This is a genomic window from Olivibacter domesticus, from assembly GCF_900109575.1.
Classification (GTDB): Bacteria; Bacteroidota; Bacteroidia; order Sphingobacteriales; family Sphingobacteriaceae; genus Olivibacter; species Olivibacter domesticus.
Window position 1 is genome coordinate 41889 of record NZ_FOAF01000013.1, and the last position, 18725, is coordinate 60613.

General features: G+C 37.2%; 20 protein-coding genes and 5 tRNA genes. 5 read left to right on the forward strand and 20 right to left on the reverse strand.

The features are described from left to right. Window positions 1–90: 90 nt before the first annotated feature. The 15 genes from rplL to BMY50_RS25855 form a co-directional block, all read right to left on the reverse strand. A complete protein-coding gene (rplL, locus tag BMY50_RS25785; RefSeq protein ID WP_090971519.1) occupies window positions 91–471 on the reverse strand; it encodes a 50S ribosomal protein L7/L12 in 381 nt (126 codons plus the stop codon). Window positions 472–537: 66 nt separating this feature from the next. Beyond that, on the reverse strand, window positions 538–1056 hold the full coding sequence (gene rplJ, locus BMY50_RS25790; protein WP_093331948.1) for a 50S ribosomal protein L10: 519 nt from the start codon (window positions 1054–1056) through the stop codon (window positions 538–540). A 2-nt stretch (window positions 1057–1058) separates the two neighbouring features. Beyond that, window positions 1059–1757 (reverse strand): 50S ribosomal protein L1, encoded by a 699-nt coding sequence (gene rplA / locus BMY50_RS25795; protein WP_093331952.1) that lies wholly within the window; start codon window positions 1755–1757, stop codon window positions 1059–1061. A gap of 24 nt (window positions 1758–1781) precedes the next feature. Beyond that, window positions 1782–2225 (reverse strand): 50S ribosomal protein L11, encoded by a 444-nt coding sequence (rplK, locus tag BMY50_RS25800; protein WP_093331956.1) that lies wholly within the window; start codon window positions 2223–2225, stop codon window positions 1782–1784. A gap of 211 nt (window positions 2226–2436) precedes the next feature. Continuing rightward, window positions 2437–2982: a transcription termination/antitermination protein NusG gene (nusG, locus tag BMY50_RS25805; RefSeq protein WP_093331960.1), complete on the reverse strand. Its 546-nt coding sequence runs from the start codon at window positions 2980–2982 to the stop codon at window positions 2437–2439. A 19-nt stretch (window positions 2983–3001) separates the two neighbouring features. Further along, window positions 3002–3196, reverse strand: a complete 195-nt coding sequence (gene secE, locus BMY50_RS25810; protein WP_093332230.1) for a preprotein translocase subunit SecE — start codon at window positions 3194–3196, stop codon at window positions 3002–3004. Between the two features lie 80 nt (window positions 3197–3276). Beyond that, window positions 3277–3347 (reverse strand) — tRNA-Trp (locus tag BMY50_RS25815). A gap of 52 nt (window positions 3348–3399) precedes the next feature. Further along, complete coding sequence (gene tuf / locus BMY50_RS25820; protein ID WP_093331963.1) at window positions 3400–4587, reverse strand: elongation factor Tu; 1188 nt, start codon at window positions 4585–4587, stop codon at window positions 3400–3402. Between the two features lie 58 nt (window positions 4588–4645). Then, a tRNA-Thr gene (locus BMY50_RS25825) sits at window positions 4646–4717 on the reverse strand. Between the two features lie 56 nt (window positions 4718–4773). Then, window positions 4774–4846: transfer RNA gene (locus BMY50_RS25830), tRNA-Gly, on the reverse strand. A 96-nt stretch (window positions 4847–4942) separates the two neighbouring features. Continuing rightward, window positions 4943–5023: transfer RNA gene (locus BMY50_RS25835), tRNA-Tyr, on the reverse strand. Window positions 5024–5030: 7 nt separating this feature from the next. After that, a tRNA-Thr gene (locus BMY50_RS25840) sits at window positions 5031–5103 on the reverse strand. A 329-nt stretch (window positions 5104–5432) separates the two neighbouring features. Continuing rightward, the gene (gene hpf / locus BMY50_RS25845; RefSeq protein ID WP_093331968.1) at window positions 5433–5780 is read right to left on the reverse strand and encodes a ribosome hibernation-promoting factor, HPF/YfiA family; all 348 of its coding nucleotides are present in this window, start codon (window positions 5778–5780) and stop codon (window positions 5433–5435) included. 14 nt (window positions 5781–5794) lie between these two features. After that, on the reverse strand, window positions 5795–6676 hold the full coding sequence (locus BMY50_RS25850) for a tyrosine-type recombinase/integrase (RefSeq protein ID WP_093331973.1): 882 nt from the start codon (window positions 6674–6676) through the stop codon (window positions 5795–5797). Window positions 6677–6863: 187 nt separating this feature from the next. Then, on the reverse strand, window positions 6864–7571 hold the full coding sequence (locus BMY50_RS25855) for an XRE family transcriptional regulator (protein ID WP_093331978.1): 708 nt from the start codon (window positions 7569–7571) through the stop codon (window positions 6864–6866). A 131-nt stretch (window positions 7572–7702) separates the two neighbouring features. Here BMY50_RS25855 and BMY50_RS25860 point away from each other — a divergent pair, with 131 nt between their 5' ends. Continuing rightward, window positions 7703–8776 carry a hypothetical protein gene (locus BMY50_RS25860; RefSeq protein ID WP_093331983.1) on the forward strand — a complete coding sequence of 358 codons (1074 nt, stop codon included), beginning with the start codon at window positions 7703–7705 and terminating at the stop codon, window positions 8774–8776. Window positions 8777–9130: 354 nt separating this feature from the next. Here BMY50_RS25860 and rpsU read toward each other — a convergent pair whose 3' ends face one another. The 4 genes from rpsU to BMY50_RS25880 form a co-directional block, all read right to left on the reverse strand. Beyond that, on the reverse strand, window positions 9131–9322 hold the full coding sequence (rpsU, locus tag BMY50_RS25865; protein WP_093332233.1) for a 30S ribosomal protein S21: 192 nt from the start codon (window positions 9320–9322) through the stop codon (window positions 9131–9133). 160 nt (window positions 9323–9482) lie between these two features. Then, window positions 9483–10622 (reverse strand): DUF6588 family protein, encoded by a 1140-nt coding sequence (locus BMY50_RS25870; RefSeq protein ID WP_093331988.1) that lies wholly within the window; start codon window positions 10620–10622, stop codon window positions 9483–9485. Continuing rightward, on the reverse strand, window positions 10615–11457 hold the full coding sequence (locus BMY50_RS25875; protein ID WP_093331999.1) for a hypothetical protein: 843 nt from the start codon (window positions 11455–11457) through the stop codon (window positions 10615–10617). The genes BMY50_RS25870 and BMY50_RS25875 overlap by 8 nt, the downstream gene beginning before the upstream one ends. Window positions 11458–11485: 28 nt before the next feature. Continuing rightward, entirely contained in the window at window positions 11486–12778 is a 1293-nt protein-coding gene (locus tag BMY50_RS25880) for an MFS transporter (RefSeq protein WP_202907947.1), read from the reverse strand. Between the two features lie 100 nt (window positions 12779–12878). Between BMY50_RS25880 and BMY50_RS25885 the strand changes: the two genes are divergently transcribed. Continuing rightward, window positions 12879–13607 (forward strand): DUF2490 domain-containing protein, encoded by a 729-nt coding sequence (locus tag BMY50_RS25885; protein WP_093332006.1) that lies wholly within the window; start codon window positions 12879–12881, stop codon window positions 13605–13607. A 29-nt stretch (window positions 13608–13636) separates the two neighbouring features. Here the strand turns inward: BMY50_RS25885 and BMY50_RS25890 are convergent, their stop codons facing one another. Beyond that, window positions 13637–15784, reverse strand: coding sequence for a glucoamylase family protein (locus BMY50_RS25890; protein WP_093332009.1), 2148 nt, complete (start codon window positions 15782–15784; stop codon window positions 13637–13639). A gap of 194 nt (window positions 15785–15978) precedes the next feature. On the opposite strand from BMY50_RS25890, the gene BMY50_RS25895 reads away from it, so the two are divergent. From BMY50_RS25895 to BMY50_RS25905, 3 genes are read left to right on the forward strand one after another with little or no spacing between them, the layout of a single operon-like run. Further along, the gene (locus BMY50_RS25895) at window positions 15979–16899 is read left to right on the forward strand and encodes a LiaF transmembrane domain-containing protein (protein ID WP_139202334.1); all 921 of its coding nucleotides are present in this window, start codon (window positions 15979–15981) and stop codon (window positions 16897–16899) included. 21 nt (window positions 16900–16920) lie between these two features. After that, window positions 16921–17964 (forward strand): sensor histidine kinase, encoded by a 1044-nt coding sequence (locus tag BMY50_RS25900; protein ID WP_093332015.1) that lies wholly within the window; start codon window positions 16921–16923, stop codon window positions 17962–17964. Continuing rightward, window positions 17961–18710 (forward strand): LytR/AlgR family response regulator transcription factor, encoded by a 750-nt coding sequence (locus BMY50_RS25905; protein WP_093332019.1) that lies wholly within the window; start codon window positions 17961–17963, stop codon window positions 18708–18710. Before BMY50_RS25900 ends, BMY50_RS25905 begins: the two co-directional genes overlap by 4 nt. The last annotated feature ends 15 nt before the right edge of the window (window positions 18711–18725 follow it).

Genomic DNA, 18725 nt, shown 5'->3' on the forward strand with positions numbered 1-18725 from the left:
CAAACAATTTTCACGGATTATAAAAAACGGCAATAGACCCCAGTAAAAATACCGGAGTCTAAAACCATCTAGGACTTCTTTAGATGAGAATTATTTGATCTCAACTACAGCTCCTGCTTCTTCTAGTTGTTTTTTCAAAGCTTCTGCTTCGTCTTTCGCTACACCAGTTTTTAATTCTTTAGGTGCGCCATCAACTAAATCTTTAGCTTCTTTAAGACCTAAACCTGTTAAGTCTTTAACTAATTTAACAACAGCTAATTTTTGACCACCAGCTTCTTTCAAGATTACATCAAAAGATGTTTTCTCTTCAGCAGCAGCAGGAGCATCACCACCTGCAGCAGGGCCAGCAACAGCTACAGCTGCAGCAGCTGGCTCAATACCATACTCATCTTTTAAGATTTGAGCTAACTCGTTAACTTCTTTTACTGTTAAGTTTACCAACTGCTCAGCAAACGCTTTTAAATCTGCCATTTTATTTTAAATTTTTGAATTTACTTTTGTAATGAATTAAATTATTATAACGGTTTAAGGATTCCGTTAACCTCTTTCTTGTAAAGTTTTAACTAAACCTGCGATTGTACTACCACTCGATTTAAGAGCAGAAATAACATTTTTAGCAGGTGATTGAAGCAACCCAACAATTTCGCCGATAAGCTCTTCTTTAGATTTAAGTGCTACCAATGTATCTAGTTGGTTATCCCCAACAAACACAGCAGCATCAATATAAGCTCCTTTTAAAAGAGGTTTATCACCTTCCTTACGAAGTTCTTTGATAAGCTTAGCAGGAAGATTGCCCACTTCAGAGAATAAAAGTGTTGAAGCACCTTTCAATACATCCTTTAATTCGGCTGTATCAACGCCTGCTCCTTCAAGTGCTTTCTCAATTAATGAGTTTTTAGCAACCTGAATCTTAATGCCTCTTTCAAAACACTTTCTACGAATGTTGTTGATTTTTGCTACAGTCAAATCAGCAGTATCAGCAATATAAAAATTACCGTAAGATTTGATCTGATCAGTTAAAGCTTGAACAATTTCTTGTTTTTCTTCTTTTCTCATGATTAAATCCCCGCTACTGATTTAGTTTCTATTTGAACACCCGGACTCATTGTTGATGAGAGATGGATGCTCTTGAAATATGTTCCTTTTGCTGCAGATGGTTTTAACTTAGAAATTGTTTGGAGAACCTCTAAGGCATTTTCATAAATCTTATCTGCATCAAATGACACCTTACCTACCGAAGCATGGATGATACCGGTTTTATCAACTTTGAAGTCAATCTTACCACCTTTAACATCAGTTACGGCCTTACCCACATCTTGGGTAACAGTACCTGATTTAGGGTTTGGCATCAAGTTGCGAGGTCCTAAAATACGACCCAGTCTACCTACTTTAGCCATCACACTAGGCATGGTAATAATGATATCAACGTCGGTCCATCCACCTTCAATCTTGCTGATATACTCATCTAAACCTACGTAATCCGCACCAGCTGCTTTAGCTTCTTCTTCCTTGTCAGGAGTACATAAAACTAAAACACGTACGGTCTTACCGGTTCCATGAGGCAAAGTAGCAATACCACGCACCATTTGATTTGCCTTACGAGGGTCAACGCCTAAACGGACGTCAATATCAACCGAAGCATCAAATTTAGTGGTAGTAATATCCTTTACTAAAGCCGAAGCTTCTTGCAAAGTATATGCTTTACCAGCTTCAATTTTGGATAGTGCCGCTTTTTGATTTTTTGTTAATCTAGCCACTTTCTTAAATTGATTTCTGTTAAATTAATTGTTCCAGGGTGCATCACCTGATACAGTGATACCCATACTACGCGCTGTACCCGCAACCATCTTCATAGCTGCTTCCACAGTAAATGCGTTCAAGTCTGTCATTTTATCTTTGGCGATGTTTTCAACCTGTTCCCAAGTTACTTTTCCTACCTTTTTACGGTTAGGCTCACCAGACCCTCCTTTGATACCCGACACTTCAATTAATTGAATTGCTACAGGAGGAGTTTTAATGATAAAATCAAATGACTTATCGGCATAAACCGTAATGACAACAGGTAATACTTTGCCTGGCTTGTCCTGGGTACGTGCATTAAACTGCTTGCAAAACTCCATGATGTTCACTCCCTTAGCACCTAAAGCAGGTCCTACTGGAGGAGACGGATTAGCTGCGCCACCCTTCACCTGTAATTTCACTAACGCACTGACTTCTTTTGCCATTTTTGATTCTAATTTTTAATTACTAAATGTTTGTTAGTAAGTTGGAAGCAATATAACGTAACATTTATTATGTGCATAATTACACACGCTCTTTTTAAGAGAGCGCAAAAATACAACAAAATTCAGATAATAACAAAAACATTTTGTCTTTTTTCTGAATTTTGTTGTATCAAGTTCTTGGATTGCATTGAGAACGACCGTATGGTTAGCGTTACTCTTTCTCAACCTGCATATAATTAAGCTCTAATGGGGTTTTTCTTCCGAATACTTTAACCATTACCTTAAGCTTCTTCTTTTCTTCGTTAACTTCTTCGATTTCACCTGAGAAGCCATTAAACGGTCCATCAGTAACCTTTACGGCTTCACCAACATAATATGGCACATTCATCATCTCGCCCTGCTCACTCATCTCATCCACAGTGCCTAGAATTCGATTTACTTCTGCTTGACGCAGGGGAATTGCATTACCCGCATTATCTCCTAAAAATCCGATTACACTATTAATATTCTTGATTACGTGCTCTAATTCTCCATCAAGAGAAGCTTCCAGTAAAACATAACCAGGATAATAATTTCTCTCCTTAGCTATTTTCTTACCTTCTCTCATTTGAAAATATTTCTCCATAGGAATTAAAACCTGTGGGATCAAATGATTAATGCCTAAGCGGTTAACTTCAGCTTCTATATATTGCTTTACTTTCTTTTCTTTGCCGCTAACCGCACGTACAACATACCATTTCAATTGCTGATCTGCCATTCTATAATCCTCCTGATTTTTAGGTTGTTGTACCGTATATAAGTTTTAAGATTGCACTTGATGATTGATCCATCGCCAATACCACAAGGGCTATAATGATGGACGCAACGAGCACAACTACAGCAGAATTCTGTAACTCCGACCAAGTAGGCCAAGATACCTTCTGAGTCATCTCGTGATAAGAATCTTTTATAAAATCAAGTACGTTTGCCATTGTTAGTATGAAATATATTTCTAAGACTTCGCGGCCTGCTGTCAACATTATAAAGCTAACGGAAACCGATTTCTATTAAGCACGGGCACAAGGATTCGAACCCTGATCAAAGGTTTTGGAGACCTCTATTCTACCATTGAACTATGCCCGTGTAAAAACAATCAGCTAATGGGGTTAACCAATTAGCTGATTTATATGTCAAATTATTTTACAATTTCAGTAACCTGACCAGCACCTACTGTTCTACCACCTTCACGGATCGCAAAACGTAGACCTTTTTCCATTGCAATAGCGTTGATCAATTTTACATTGATAGTAACGTTATCACCTGGCATAACCATTTCTACACCTTCCGCTAAGGTAATTTCACCTGTTACGTCAGTGGTGCGGAAATAGAATTGAGGACGGTATTTGTTAAAGAATGGTGTGTGACGACCACCTTCTGCTTTTGATAACACGTAAACCTCAGCTTTAAACTCAGTGTGAGGAGTTACACTACCTGGCTTACAGATAACCATACCACGACGGATATCAGTTTTCTCAATACCACGTAATAATAAACCTACGTTATCACCAGCTTCACCGTAATCTAATATTTTACGGAACATCTCTACTCCTGTTACGGTAGATTTCAAATTCTCTGCACCCATACCTAAGATCTCAACTGGATCTCCTGAGTTGATTACACCACGCTCAATACGTCCTGTAGCAACTGTACCACGACCGGTGATAGAGAATACATCCTCAATTGGCATTAAGAATGGCAACTCAGTCAAACGTGGAGGAATCGGAATATGGTTATCCACCGCATCCATCAATTCCATAATTATATCTACCCACTTTGCTTCTCCATTCAATGCACCTAGAGCAGAACCTTTGATTACAGGGATATCATCACCTGGATATTCGTAGAATGATAACAACTCACGAATTTCCATCTCTACAAGCTCTAACAACTCTGGATCGTCTACCATGTCTACTTTATTCATGAAAACCACAAGTGCTGGAACACCTACCTGACGAGCCAATAAGATGTGCTCGCGTGTTTGAGGCATCGGACCATCAGTTGCTGCTACAACGATGATTGCTCCATCCATCTGTGCTGCACCTGTAACCATGTTTTTTACATAGTCAGCGTGACCTGGACAGTCAACGTGAGCATAGTGACGACTAGCAGTTGAGTATTCAACGTGTGCGGTATTGATAGTGATACCACGCTCTTTTTCTTCAGGAGCCGAGTCAATTGAATCAAATGAACGCGCTTCTGAAAGACCTTTATCTGCCAAAACTTTGGTAATAGCAGCTGTCGTAGTAGTTTTACCGTGGTCAACGTGACCGATTGTACCTATATTTAAGTGAGGCTTACTGCGGTCAAATTTCTCTTTTGCCATTTTTTATGCGAATTAGTAAGTTAATTTTTATTTTGGTTTTTTTTATTTTACACTTACGAGCCAATGATGGGACTTGAACCCATGACCTCTTCCTTACCAAGGAAGTGCTCTACCGCTGAGCTACATCGGCTTGTTTGAACAACAAAAAGCTAAAGCCGATACCGGTTTTAACTTCTTGATTCCAAGAGCGGAAGACGGGTCTCGAACCCGCAACCTATAGCTTGGAAGGCTATCGCTCTACCAATTGAGCTACTTCCGCTTATTGTTTAATGATTTTAGACAGCATCTACTCTTACATAGAGACAGAAAAACCATGACAACTCCAGATTAATCAAAAGATCAATCTAAAATAGAGTGGGGGGAGAAGGATTCGAACCTTCGAAGCCGAAGCAACGGATTTACAGTCCGTCCCATTTGACCGCTCTGGTATCCCCCCAACTTTGAGCCCCCTGCCGGGATCGAACCAGCGACCTACTGATTACAAGTCAGTTGCTCTACCAGCTGAGCTAAGGAGGCAAATTTTCTTTGCTAAATAAAAGAACTTTATCCTCAGGAAACCACCTTTCTTCTCAATTCTTAACCCCTGTGTTCCCTTTGGGACTGCAAAGATAGACAAGAAAGTATTAAATCAAAAAAAAAGTGAAAATATTTATAACAAAAAAAACGCTTAAACAGCAAATAGCTTGTTTATCAGCCAAATATTTTTCTCATACAAACGTCGTGATCTCGGTATTCTATTCCTTGTAGGGGTTATTTCAAGAAACCTAAAAATATCCTTAAATAAAAACCCCCTAAAATTTATTTTAAGGGGTTCTGTATTTATACTATTAATTCTCTTTAATTCATTAAAAATCTTCTTCTTGGGCCATTACCAATGCCTCCTTCTGATGGGTCACTTTTGCTCTGTTTTTCGTTTTGTACTTATTTACTTGCTTACGTAAAGATTCTACTGCTAAATCTGTCGCCTCTTCAAAGCTTTTAGCTTGCCCTTTTGCAAAAAGCTGACCTCCCGGTATATTAAGCTTGAACTCCGTAATCTTATTTGATTCATCTTCAACATTTTCTAATTTAAGATAGCATTCACCTGCAATAATCTGATCAAAAAATTGATCTAATTTGTCCACACGGCGTTGAATAAAGTCTAACAATTTCTTGTCTGCCTTAAATTGAATAGATTGCGTGGTAATGTTCATAATTTCCTCCTTTTTTAAGCTTTCGGATGAGCCTGTTTGTAAATAGATTTTAAACGTTCCATTGAATTGTGGGTATACACCTGTGTGGCCACTAAATTGGCGTGACCCAACAGCTCCTTTATCGCATTCAAATCAGCCCCTCTATTCAGCAAAGCTGTAGCAAAACTATGCCTGAGTACGTGAGGGCTTCTTTTTTGCTGAGAAGTTATCAATGATAAATAACTTGTTACTACTTTGTAAACCAGTTTTGGATAAACTTGTTCACCTCTATTAGTAACGATTAAAGTTAAGGAATTGTTATCAAAACTTTCAACTTTTTTTAATAATAAATATTGCTTGATCAAATCGATCAAATCAGGGAGCAAAGGCACTATTCGTTCCTTATTTCTCTTCCCCAAAATCCGGGCACTCTGTTGGTAAAAATCTATATCGCTTTCCCTTAAATGGATAAGCTCTGAAAGTCTCATTCCTGTTCCGAACAACATTTCCATTATCAAACGGTCTCGCTGCCCGGCAAAATTTTTGTCAAAAATCGCATCATGATCCAAAAGCTCGTCAATCTTTTCCTCTTGAACAACTACGGGTAATTTTTTTGGCGTTTTTAATGCTTTAACTAAGGCTGTAGGATTTTCACCGTGCAGCCCTTCACGTTGCAAAAATTTATAATAGCTTCGCAGTGAGGACAACACTCTATTGACAGAAGTAGGGGTCAACTGATGATCCATCAAACTAGATAGGTAAAACCTAACATCTCTATGTGTAAGTGCTTTAAAATCCATCCCCTCTCCTTCCCAAAATGCAAGATAGGTAGCGATATCTTTTTCATAGGCTTTTACCGTATGCATTGAGTAGTGCTTTTCGAATTTTAAAAACGATATAAAACGTTCTAAATACATATTGGTTATTAGTTACTAGTTATTAGTTATTCGTTATCAGTTGTTAATTCAAGTAGCTAACCATCAACGGAAATACTTTTAATCATTACTTGTGAGACCGATTTAACCTTCACTTGCTATAAGCGCTACCCTCTTTTACTTTTCGCTAAAGATTCATCGTTCATCACTTATAACTCATCACTTTCTTCTACAACTGATTTCTCGTGATTTTACCCTTCACAATAAAAAGCTTCACAATAGCGTGCCGGTCAATTACCGTATCACCCTTAAAACTAGGATTGGAAGCTCTTAATATTAACTTATTTTTATCGTCATGCTCATAAAGCAACTTAACAGTCACCATATTATTAGCCAATTCATTTGTAACTACTAAATAGGCCTCTCCCCATTGAATTACTTCATGATTCACCACCTCCTTAATGGCAATAATTTCTCCGCTTGCAAATCGAGGATACATACTATCGCCATATATAGGCAAATAGGCCGTGCAATCATTAAATGGCCTAAAATTAACATAAAATTCGGGCATCTCTTGAAAAACATCGGGCCCATCAAAGGTCATATCTGTCAATTGAATATTATAATAAGGAACCTCTTCTTTCCGTACCGTTGAATAATTGCTCGTCTTACTACTTTTTTCTCCTTCTTTTAGATAAGGTTTATTATTGGAAAATATAGGCTCTTCTCCTTTTTCTAGCCATTTGGTATTAATAGAGTGGTGTTTTATAATGTCTTTTAATAGTCTTTTTCCTATCTTTCTATTACCATTCTCAACAGACGACAGATTACTAACATGCTTTGTTACGGCTCCATAAAACTCAACTAATGTCATATTCTTGGACAGCCTAGCTTCTTTAAGATATTTTCCAATATTATTCAATTTTGTTTCATCCATATATTAAAAAATATTTTTATATCAAAAAAATTTCTTTTTATTTTCATTTTACCTACATTTACAACATCAATAAGCAATATACACATAATTCTAGATAGGGATCAAAATTTAAACATTATAAATTAAACATTATGAAAACTAATCAATCCCCCACCAATCCCATGCACTTTCGCTATCTCAATGAAGAAGCCATTCAAAATCCTTTGATATTTATTGAAGAATTTTGCCACAACATCACGTCAATTGAGCTTTTTAGACAAGACCTTTTAACGCTATTTCAGGCAGCCTGTACCCGAAAAATTGATAACAACGGGAAATACTACCTAAACCCTTCAGATTATGTCTTTGATTATAAACAATCTATACACGTAATCGAAGCTTTGTGGGCGTTTTTTCATCAATCACCTCAAGATCTTACGTTATCAGAAACTCACCCCTATTATCAAAAATCTCAATGGAAGAAAGATCGCATTGACATCGAAAGCAGACTTGCCAGTCCGGTCAAACATTTTCGTAAACTAGAAAACGCAGAAATTAATAATATTATGTTTTTCCTACAAGATCTTTTTAATTATCGCGATCTGTCAGAGTGGAGAGAAGTACTCGATGATATGCTATATTATGCCCATGCCGAAGAAGGTTTAGGCTATGGTTCAGAGATCTGCAGTGAGCTCATTCCTATAATGGATTACCTTGAAAAGATAGCAGAAGCAATTTTTTTAATTGCAGATATAACTATATCAAAACAAGAACAAAACAATCCATTCCTCCTGGCAAATTACACCAGCACAATACAACGTGTATCAAAAGAACCTGAGCACTCTACCCCGCCAAACATGATAGGCGATTATTCCGAACAATGTCTCGATGATGACAATTTCACGGAAGGATTAGTACAGTACCTAACTACGTATTGGCATCATTTAGAAGTCAGTGCATCAACACCTACTTATGGGCCGGTAATGTTATCAGAAGAATTAGAAAAAGAAATCATTACATATTTTGAAACCTTTCATCCAAAATTTCTAACTAGAAATTTTAGGAGGATTTATCTACACTCTGTTGAACATATTTTCACAAATGGAACGCCTTATTATCATGACGAGCTTTTAAATTTCACCTATCAAATGGATGCCTTATTTGATCTACTGGAATTGGCGGAAGAAGAAACACAGCATTGGCCTCAAGAAAATCGCCTGAACTAGCAAGGTATGAAAATCGGTCGTCAACCCAAACAGGGTCCCTCTATCCCTAGAACTTCTACTTTTTTGAAAATACTGACTATCGGAGAAAGCTCGCATACTCTTTGGCCTTTAACTACGCACCATAAAGCAAAATAAATAGGAGCTGCTTTGGACTTAATTAGGAGTTTGTTCGGACCTTGTTCGGATAAAAGCGAATAAACTCCTAATTATTTCTGATTAACTCTCCTATTTAATACTTTTTAACAGCACAGTTAATACGAATAAGGGGATCAAAAGATGCAAACAGCAGTTATAAAACAAAAAAAGCCATTCGCAAGCTAATGCGAATGGCTTTTTATGATTGGTATCTAAAACTTAAATCGTATCTTGATTCAACGATTGTTTGTAGATAGCTTTTTTAATTTGAGTACGGCGGGTAACAGATTTTTTCTCGTAAGCCTGGCGCGAACGAAGCTCTCTTAATACTCCTGTTTTCTCAAATTTCTTCTTAAAACGTTTCAAGGCTTTATCTAACGACTCGCCATCTTTTACATTTACGATAATCATATTCTTATATACCCCCTTTCGTTGATAATTTTTGGGACAACAAAGATACATCTTTTTTTTAAAAATAAAAATTGAAAATAGACTTCATTACGAGCGATCAAAATTGTAAAGACAAATCAGCTATAATTTAGCGCGTTTTGATCTTCGAATCATCACCAATTTAAGGGTTAAGAATACTCGCACGCAAAGCGAGCGAAGCAATATGGGTATCAGCATAGGTATATTGCACTTCAGCTTTTAAAAACCCGTTCCCCAAAATGATGCCACAGCCTCCTGCAGGTTTGGTTTTTTCAATTTTGGAATTGAATAAATCAGCATATTCTAAGCTTGTGTTGTCTACCGCGTCTTGAATAAATTCATTATTGATCTTTAACTTAAAAACACCATCACTCCCTAAATCGCTATGCTGTCGAACGGCTCCTCCATGCCCATATATTTCAATAAAAGGGTTGATTCGATAATTAAAAAAAAGCAATGCCTGTTGTGTCTGTGTTTTATGAGAAAGCACTACCCTTGTCCCCTCAGTGCTAAAATAGTCATTATTAAAAGTTAAAAAACGATCACCATTAGGTGTGAATTTTACCTTGTTTCTCATATAGGAAAGCAAAATATTGACCGTGAAATCAGGATCTTCCTCTTCAGTAAACCATTGCGATAAGCTGTGACGTATGCCACCACCTATGGCAGAAATATCTACTTTCCCTTCGTTCAGCCCAACTGCAACAGGCATCACTCTTAGTGAAATCTCCGTACTTTTACCTAAGCCAACGCTTATTTGAGGCATAAGAAAAGGTGTTACTCCTACCTCTGTTCCAATTCCATCAATCATATTAAAGTTAGCACTTAGATATTCTCCGTTTACCGGATTTACTAACCTGTTATTGGTTGATGGATCTAATAAGAAGAGATGCATAGCTCCGCCTTTGGCATCCGTAAACATACCAGGTGTAATCGGCGAGGTATGTATATTTGAACTTTGGTATAAATCATTGGCCAATATATAGCGGTTCTCATCATTAATCGGTATGATGGCAGAAGATCCGACTACACTTATAGATATATGTCCTGCTTTTTTTGGGATAGCTCCACCCTGCCAACCCTGATTCAGAGAAAATCCAAAATTTGAAGAGAACAAATTTGTATAGGCAGCCAAGTAGCTATTTGCAAAACGCTCTAAATCTCTGACCTGAATTTCATAATCTTGTATGGTCTGTGCCGCTCCTTTAAATGGGGTAAATAGACCAAATAATAGGATATTAATTACCAACGAACAGGAAAATACTATCGCTTTTTTATTCATGATTCAAGGGGATCAAAACTGCATAACCTATTTGTGCATTATTATTTGTTAAACTTATCTTCAGATGATTATAGTCTGATTCAATTACTTTAAAAGTCAATTGCTTTTTCAGTTCCTCCGAAACAGCTGGTACCGTAATTCGCAATTCCTTTTGATCGTCTCCTTCCAAGGAATAGGTTGCAAAAGCCTCCGACTTATCGCCAAAAAGCTCGCCAAGAACGCCACAAGCATTTTCACCAGACCCTATTGTAATCTTTACTTTAGCGCCCTTCCCTCCCTTGAAAAATGTAAACCCCAGTGTTTTTAGACATGCCCATTCTGGTCGGTCACTTACGTCAAATTCATCTTCATCGTATATCTTGTCAATCAGCCAGCTTTTTGTTCCGCCATCTTGTAAACCATTTTCTAGAACCAAATGCATATATATTGGAGAAGATTTGACAATATTTTCCAAAGAAGTGTAGTCGTCAAAGCCGGCTGTTACTTCACAATTTGTAGAAGAAACCGTTGTTTTACTAAGTTGAGCGATTGCTGCTTGATTAGACCAACTATTGGTTCCATCAGGATAACGAATATCTAAAAAAGGTATGGCTTGCGTTTGAGACGGCAAAGTTAAACGTAGGTCATTTGCAGAAGAATCGATAATCCCAACAGCGTCCTTTCCCGTCACAAAATTATCTTCGCTGCCGTAAAGCTTAATATAAGGAGCCTCTTGATAGGTTTCTTGAGGGAGAACATAGGTATAATCCATCAATGCACAAGATTTGTCTCTTTCACAGGCGCTAACAGAAAACAAAAGCACAATAAAACTTAAAAAGGTAAAAAATCTACTCATAGGGATTTGTTGTTTTTAATTTTATTTTCTATCCATTTGGTTCCTCATTTAGTTTAGAGGTATGTTTAGTGTCCTGCATAAATAAGTAGACAAACAAGGAACAGCCTATACAACAAGTAATATACCAATAAAAAAAATGCTCATGTCCTATATCTTTAAACCACAAAGCAGCATACTCCGCCGAACCACCAAATATGGCTACTGTTAGCGCATAGGGTAAACCAACACCCAGCGCCCTTATTTTTGCTGGAAAGAGTTCAGCCTTTACTATCGCATTGATACTTGTATAACCACTTACAATCACCAAAGCAAACAAGATTAACCAAAAAGCCTGCCATTTATTCTGCACTGTTTCCAAAGTTGAAAGTATTGGAACCGTGCAAAGTGTTCCTAAACAACCAAAACCTAGCAATAGCGGCTTCCTTCCAATCTTATCAGACAATATACCAAAAACAGGTTGCAGACATGCGAAAATAAAAAGGGCAATAAAGGTAATTAATGTAGCATCCGCTTTAGAAAACTCAACTGTATTAACCAAAAATTTTTGCATATAGGTAGAATAGGTATAGAACGCCAAAGTTCCACCAAGAGTCAAACCAACAACTGTTAATATTTCCTTAGGATGTTGCAACAAAATTTGAATGGAAGATTTTTGGCTATGATATTTCTGTTGTGTTTGAAAGGCTCTTGTCTCATCTAAATGCTGCCGTAAATATAAGGCAACAATGGCTAAAACAGCTCCTATGAAAAAGGGTATTCGCCAACCCCAAGCAACTATTTCTCCTTCTGTTAATAAAACTTTTTGCAGCAATAGCTGAATACCTAACGCGATTAGCTGTCCGCCAATCAGCGTCACGTATTGGAAACTAGAATAAAAACCTCTACGCTCGGGCGTAGCCATTTCAGAAAGATAAGTAGCCGAAACACCATATTCGCCCCCAACGCTTAATCCTTGTAGAAGCCTTGCAAGTAACAAAATTATGGGGGCAAGCAAACCGACTTGATTATAGGTAGGAGCAAGCGCGATCATTAAAGAGCCAAATGACATCAACAAAACCGAAAGTGTCATAGATTTTTTCCGCCCAAGTCTATCGCCAATTAAACCGAAAATATAACCTCCAAGGGGACGCATCAGAAAGCCGACTGCAAAAATCGCCGCTGTATTTAACAACTGAACGGTCCGGTTATCGTCAGGGAAAAATACAGAAGAAAAATAAATGGTAAATGCAGAATAAGCGTACCAATCATACCATTCAACTAAATTACCAACGGACCCTCCAATAATAGCTTTTAACCGTCTTTTCGAGATTTTATTCGACATGGAATTTATATTTACATAGTTTGTAGGGCAAATTATAAATTTTATAGAATTTTATTTACTTTAAGGGCATTAAAACATTTTTATAAAAATCGTCTATATAATGATTCACTTTATATTTCCATTCTTTAAAGCCTCTCTTCTTTTATGCTCTTGTCTGTTACTAACTATTTCCTCCGTTCGCGCTCAGGAGAATCTCTTTGGAAATTGGTATGCTTGGTTTAATAATGTAAAATTTAATGAAAAATGGGGTCTAAATAACGACATTCAATTTAGAGCTGGAAAAAACTGGAAGGAAAATTCCATGTTTCTAATACGGCCGGGCATAAACTATTATGTGAGCAAGACACAGACAGCATCCCTAGGTTACGCTACCACAATCCTTACCAATAATTTAAGTGAAGGGCAACCGCGATTAACAGAACATCGGATCTGGGAACAATACATTATCACGGGTAAAATAGCGAGCGTCCCTGTTCAGCATCGTTTTAGATTGGAACAGAGATTCTTGAAAAGGTCTAATGAAGATGTATTTGCACAAAGGGTCCGTTATTTTATAAGAGGAATTGTCCCGTTAAATACCTCGTTAAAAAAACCATTCACTGTTGGACCATTCATGGCTATACAGAATGAATTGTTTTTTAACATTCAGAATAAAGACAAACTAAATGGAAGTTTATTCGATCAGAATAGAGCATACCTTGCGTTGGGGTATAGATTTTCACCAAAATATGATTTAGAGCTTGGCTACATGAACCAATTTTTAAAGAGAAATGCAACCCCCAACCAGTTCACTCATATTGCACAGGTCGCTTTCTATACTAGATTGTAACAATCTGTTTTAACTATATATCTTTAATCTTATTCAACCAATTGCACAATATTTTTCACATCTGGGTCTTTCATAAAAAGGTTCCATATGAGCCCTGTTCTTGCATTCTCCAACATAATGGGTACAGCCGCCTGGTTGACAGCATTATAATTATCCGAAACCCAATTGTTTTTAAAATCAAACTCATCACGAAAACCATATTCAGTCCATAAAAACGAACCCAAATTACGATAATAATTTTTCAAGGCATCTAATGCGATGGTTGAAGTATAAGGGTAAGTAGCAATGGCAGCAGCTGGGTTAAATTTACTCACAGCCAATGAATCATCATTTTTATAAGGCCAAAGTATATTTGTTAAACTTACAAATTGTTCACTTTTGTTCAATGCCGAACGATAAAATACATTTGCTAAAGATTTCTGACTATCAAAATAATCTATACTATCATCCAACTTAGTATGTGGATTGATCGCTAAAAAAGCCTGTTGTAGTCCGATCAAAGAAAAGGTCGGCTTTCCTAAGGTTAAATGTATTCCATAGTAGGTGCTATCTGTAACGAATCGTTCCTTACTGTATACCGAATTCTGCTTACTATCATCACTCACAATTAGCGTATCACTGGTAGAAGTAGAGAACCTACCGATGGCAGGTCCCACATATTTCAAGGGCTGTTTATATCCTTTAAAATAAGATTCTTTACTAATTGCATGAGAGGGCGATGTTAATGCCAAGATATACGTTATCAAACTACTATTATATCCGCCTAATGGTATCGATTTATCAAACAAACAGGAAGGAGACCATACATCATATAAATGAGTCCCCCCTTCCCCCTTCACAAATGCCTTCCAGTCCACGTCTGTCCACAAGGCAGTTATTTTTTCTCTTAATTCCTTCTCCTTCGCGTCATCTTTATCAAAATAATTACGTGCAACTAGTAATCCTTGCATTAAGTATGCTGTAGACTTGAGATCTGCGGCTATTTCACAAGAATCATTTAAGACCGGCGCACCTGTTCTTCCATTCAATAACTCAGGATAAGCGCCATGGTACTTTGTTGCTCTATTCAGGAACTTAACTATCCGTGTCAATCGATCCAGTAATAGTTGACGCGAAATGAATTTGCGTTCAACACCAATTACCTGGGTAAGTAGCCCCAAGCCGGTAGACTTCACCGAAATGCGTGGATCAGTTACTAGGGGAGATACCTTATGCATTCCACTATTGAATTCCGTTTCATCCGTGAAATAGGAAATATGAGATCTCTCTACTGCATCAAGTAACTCGGCATCTGTTGCTTCCTTGGTGTCAGCCTTTTTAATATCAGAAAAAGGTGATTCACGATATTGATAGTCCACCCACGCTATCTTATAGTAATAACTAACGTTTGTACGAGGAACAAAGTCCGTAAACTTGTTAAAGGAGATAGGTCTTATTCCCACAGGTGCAAAGTTTTGGTTATCCTCCGACCGGTATACCTTTATGTATCGGATACTCGGTGTGAGTGGTAATTGCCAAGCAATGTCAACATGCCTTTCATAGGCAACCACAGAAGAAAGAACAGCCTTACCTGTTAATTTCATATCAGGTGCTTTACTTGGCAAAAATTCAATCTGATCGATAAATACATGATGTTCCTTACCATCATCTCCCCCTTGACTAAACATAATACTACTTATGGGAGCCTGCTCATCTAAGCTGTCAATATCTTTAATAGGAATTGTTATGGATAACCAAGTATTATCTTGATAATTTTCGATGTATTTTTGAAGATTTACCTTTTGCGAGATATTCTCCCCCTGCATAAGTTGCATTACAGGTAGTTCAGTACTTTTCGTATCGCTATTGGCAAAAATCTTCAAAGTGAGCAGATCATTTTTTTTTGCTAAATATCCTAATTCGTTATTGTGATGAATAATGGTTTTCCAGTTTCCACTATTGCCTGAAACATAATTTAACAGCAGTGCATTACCTGGAGTAAAAAAAACACTATCTGAAACAGGTAGATGGCCATTCATATGGTTTATCCAACTATTTCCATCAGCATCAGATGCTGAAAAATAATAGCTCTTGGGCATTAAACTATTCTCAAAAAGCACCTCTGGATAACTTGACGCACTTACCTTAAGGCTTATTAGCATTAACAACAAAAACGGTTTTAAGTATATATTGCTCATAGTATCGTATCTTAACAATCTTAGCTCTGAGCAAAAACCAAGCCATGAGAAACGACTGACAAAAGCAATATATTTTTTTATTTACCGACAAAAAGTGGATATTCACCGAGAAAGTACGCACACATACCTAATACTTCTATACCTAAATGGTATATTGAGCTATCTTTGAGGAAGAATATATAAGAGAAAAAAATATGAACAACTATAAATCACCACAACATAAGTCAAACTCCGGCAGAGTATGGGTAGGGCTTATCATCATCATCATTGGTTTTGCCATGTTGTCGAGGACACTAGATTTTATGTTTTACTTCCCCAACTGGCTCTTTTCATGGCCAATGTGGCTCATCGTGATCGGATTGATCTTGGGTGCAAAAAATAATTTCAGAAAACCATCATCATTTATCTTAATTATCATCGGATGCTTCTTTTTATCAGAACGAATGTTTGATGTAAATCTTGGTCGCTTTTTTTGGCCGGCATTCATCATACTGATTGGTTGCTGGCTTATTGCTGGTAGAAATAGACGCTTTCATCCTGGTCCTGAAAATCCTTATAAAGGTCCAAAAGATAAACATAAAAGTGAATCTGCAGAAGGTTTCGCAGCCTACACGGAGGTTTATACCCCAGACACAGATTGGGATAAAAGAGTCGCGAATGAAACGGATCCCATACCACCCACAGAAAATGACAGCGAAAACAAGGGTTCGGCTCAACAAGAGACCGAACCTCACGCATTTAATGAGGCTCATACAGGACCTTCCGATAAGTTTGGTGAAGATTTTATTGATTCGGTTTCTATCTTCGGACAGGTCAAAAAAAACATATACTCCAAGAATTTTAAGGGGGGCGACGTCGTAAATATCATGGGAGGGGCAGACATAAACCTTATTCAAGCTGACATTCAACATCCTGTGGTGCTTGAAGTTGTTCAGATTTTTGGAGGTACAACCATAATCGTTCCCGCTCATTGGAAAGTTAATCCGGAGATGACAGCCATATTTGGTGGTGTTGAGGATAAACGTTTTGTAAATAATATCGCCGTAGATAATCAGAAAAATCTAATCATTCGTGGAACATCTATCTTTGGAGGAATTACAATTAAAAGCATATAGAATCTTAAAAACCTAAATTAAATGGCCTCATCACCACTCATCACCTCTAAGCAAAAGCTTATTGCCGTAAGCTGTGTTGCTGTATGGGTAGGGAGTTTAATTATTCAAACAGGTCTGCTGCTTTGGTTCGATTTTAATTTTGGACCTGCTATCGTAGATAGCTTAATCAGTTCAACAACCATAGCAGCAGCTTGCTATATTATTGGAAATAACTTAAATTATTATCAACCCCGTAAAGAACGTTATTTTTATATTATTATATGGGGGCTGTGTCTCGCTGCTATAAGCTTGACAATTAATCGATACGCTTTACAATATACTATTAGTGATAAAGCTTATCTCGTGTTTCTTGATCTCTCTCTGCCTATCCGCTATTGCACAAACAGCTTACTGATTGCATGGGTAGCTATCATGCATGTACTGTGGAATACTTTGCATGATCAGAAAGAAAATGAACAAAGAAAAGCTGATGCGGAAAAACTTGCTCGTGAAGCTGAGCTTTACAACCTTCGACAGCAGCTACAACCTCATTTTCTATTCAATAGTTTAAATTCTATCATTGCTCTTATTGGAAGAAAACCGGAAGAAGCACGCAATATGACATTTCAGCTATCAGACTTCTTAAGAGGCACGCTACGCAAAGACGATCAGCAGTTAATATCTCTTAAAGATGAAATAGAACATCTAAAGCTTTACCTTGAAATAGAAAAAGTGAGATTTGGCCATCGCCTAGATACAGATATTAATTATGATATAGAGTGCGACACCTGCTTGTTGCCGGCAATGATTTTACAACCCTTAGTGGAAAATGCCATAAAATATGGATTGTATGATACTACAGGTAAAGTAAAAATTAGCATCCACGCAAAAAAAGAGGAACAGCACTTATCCATTGCCATACAAAATCCTTTCGATAAAGAAAGTAATAAGCCACATAAGGGAACAGGTTTTGGACTACGAGGAGTACAACGTAGACTATTTTTATTATTTGGTAGGACAGATTTGTTGCAAACTCACCATACAGCACATATCTTTACAAGCAATATAAAAATTCCACAAACATGATTAAGGTTGTTTTAATTGATGATGAACCTCTTGCTCGATCTATAATAAGCGATTATCTGGCTGAATATAAAGAAATAACAATTGTTGAAGAATGTAACGATGGGTTTGAAGGAGCAAAAGCCGTTATGCAACATCAGCCCGATCTTATTTTTCTTGATGTTCAAATGCCCAAAATAAGTGGTTTTGAAATGTTAGAACTCTTAGATCAGCAGCCGGCTGTAATATTTACGACGGCTTTTGATGAATATGCCATACGGGCTTTTGAAAAACACGCGATAGATTATTTACTTAAACCCATCAATAAAACGCGTTTTGATAAAGCTGTTGCAAAATTTTTAGAACATAGAGAGCTAAAAAACAAAACAGAAAATGACCAAACAAAAAAAACACTAGAGGATGTAAATATCTCTTACTCTCCTCTAGAGCGTGTTGTTGTAAAAACTGGGAGTAAAATAAATGTTATTCCAACAGAAGCTATTATTTGCTTAGAAGCCGATGATGACTATGTACGTTTACATACCGCCGATGGTATGTTCTTAAAAAACAGAACAATGAGTTTTTTCGAAAAAGAACTTGATGCTAACACATTTGTCAGAATTCATCGTTCTTATATAATACGTGTTGATAGTATTGTAAGACTTGAACCCTTTGAAAAGGATAGTCACGTTGCCATCCTCACTAATAATTTGAGAGTAAATGTAAGTAAAGCAGGCTACGCTCGTCTGAAACAAATATTAGGTCTCTGATTTCATTTTTTTCGA

Excerpts from the sequence above, each read along its gene's own strand:
- rplL (WP_090971519.1), bottom strand. The coding sequence starts at position 471 with ATGGCAGATTTAAAAGCGTTTGCTGAGCAGTTGGTAAACTTAACAGTA.
- rplJ (WP_093331948.1), bottom strand. The coding sequence starts at position 1,056 with ATGAGAAAAGAAGAAAAACAAGAAATTGTTCAAGCTTTAACTGATCAG.
- rplK (WP_093331956.1), bottom strand. The coding sequence starts at position 2,225 with ATGGCAAAAGAAGTCAGTGCGTTAGTGAAATTACAGGTGAAGGGTGGC.
- nusG (WP_093331960.1), bottom strand. The coding sequence starts at position 2,982 with ATGGCAGATCAGCAATTGAAATGGTATGTTGTACGTGCGGTTAGCGGC.
- secE (WP_093332230.1), bottom strand. The coding sequence starts at position 3,196 with ATGGCAAACGTACTTGATTTTATAAAAGATTCTTATCACGAGATGACT.
- tuf (WP_093331963.1), bottom strand. The coding sequence starts at position 4,587 with ATGGCAAAAGAGAAATTTGACCGCAGTAAGCCTCACTTAAATATAGGT.
- hpf (WP_093331968.1), bottom strand. The coding sequence starts at position 5,780 with ATGAACATTACCACGCAATCTATTCAATTTAAGGCAGACAAGAAATTG.
- BMY50_RS25850 (WP_093331973.1), bottom strand. The coding sequence starts at position 6,676 with ATGTATTTAGAACGTTTTATATCGTTTTTAAAATTCGAAAAGCACTAC.
- BMY50_RS25855 (WP_093331978.1), bottom strand. The coding sequence starts at position 7,571 with ATGGATGAAACAAAATTGAATAATATTGGAAAATATCTTAAAGAAGCT.
- BMY50_RS25860 (WP_093331983.1), top strand. The coding sequence starts at position 7,703 with ATGAAAACTAATCAATCCCCCACCAATCCCATGCACTTTCGCTATCTC.
- rpsU (WP_093332233.1), bottom strand. The coding sequence starts at position 9,322 with ATGATTATCGTAAATGTAAAAGATGGCGAGTCGTTAGATAAAGCCTTG.
- BMY50_RS25870 (WP_093331988.1), bottom strand. The coding sequence starts at position 10,622 with ATGAATAAAAAAGCGATAGTATTTTCCTGTTCGTTGGTAATTAATATC.
- BMY50_RS25875 (WP_093331999.1), bottom strand. The coding sequence starts at position 11,457 with ATGAGTAGATTTTTTACCTTTTTAAGTTTTATTGTGCTTTTGTTTTCT.
- BMY50_RS25880 (WP_202907947.1), bottom strand. The coding sequence starts at position 12,778 with ATGTCGAATAAAATCTCGAAAAGACGGTTAAAAGCTATTATTGGAGGG.
- BMY50_RS25885 (WP_093332006.1), top strand. The coding sequence starts at position 12,879 with ATGATTCACTTTATATTTCCATTCTTTAAAGCCTCTCTTCTTTTATGC.
- BMY50_RS25890 (WP_093332009.1), bottom strand. The coding sequence starts at position 15,784 with ATGAGCAATATATACTTAAAACCGTTTTTGTTGTTAATGCTAATAAGC.
- BMY50_RS25895 (WP_139202334.1), top strand. The coding sequence starts at position 15,979 with ATGAACAACTATAAATCACCACAACATAAGTCAAACTCCGGCAGAGTA.
- BMY50_RS25900 (WP_093332015.1), top strand. The coding sequence starts at position 16,921 with ATGGCCTCATCACCACTCATCACCTCTAAGCAAAAGCTTATTGCCGTA.
- BMY50_RS25905 (WP_093332019.1), top strand. The coding sequence starts at position 17,961 with ATGATTAAGGTTGTTTTAATTGATGATGAACCTCTTGCTCGATCTATA.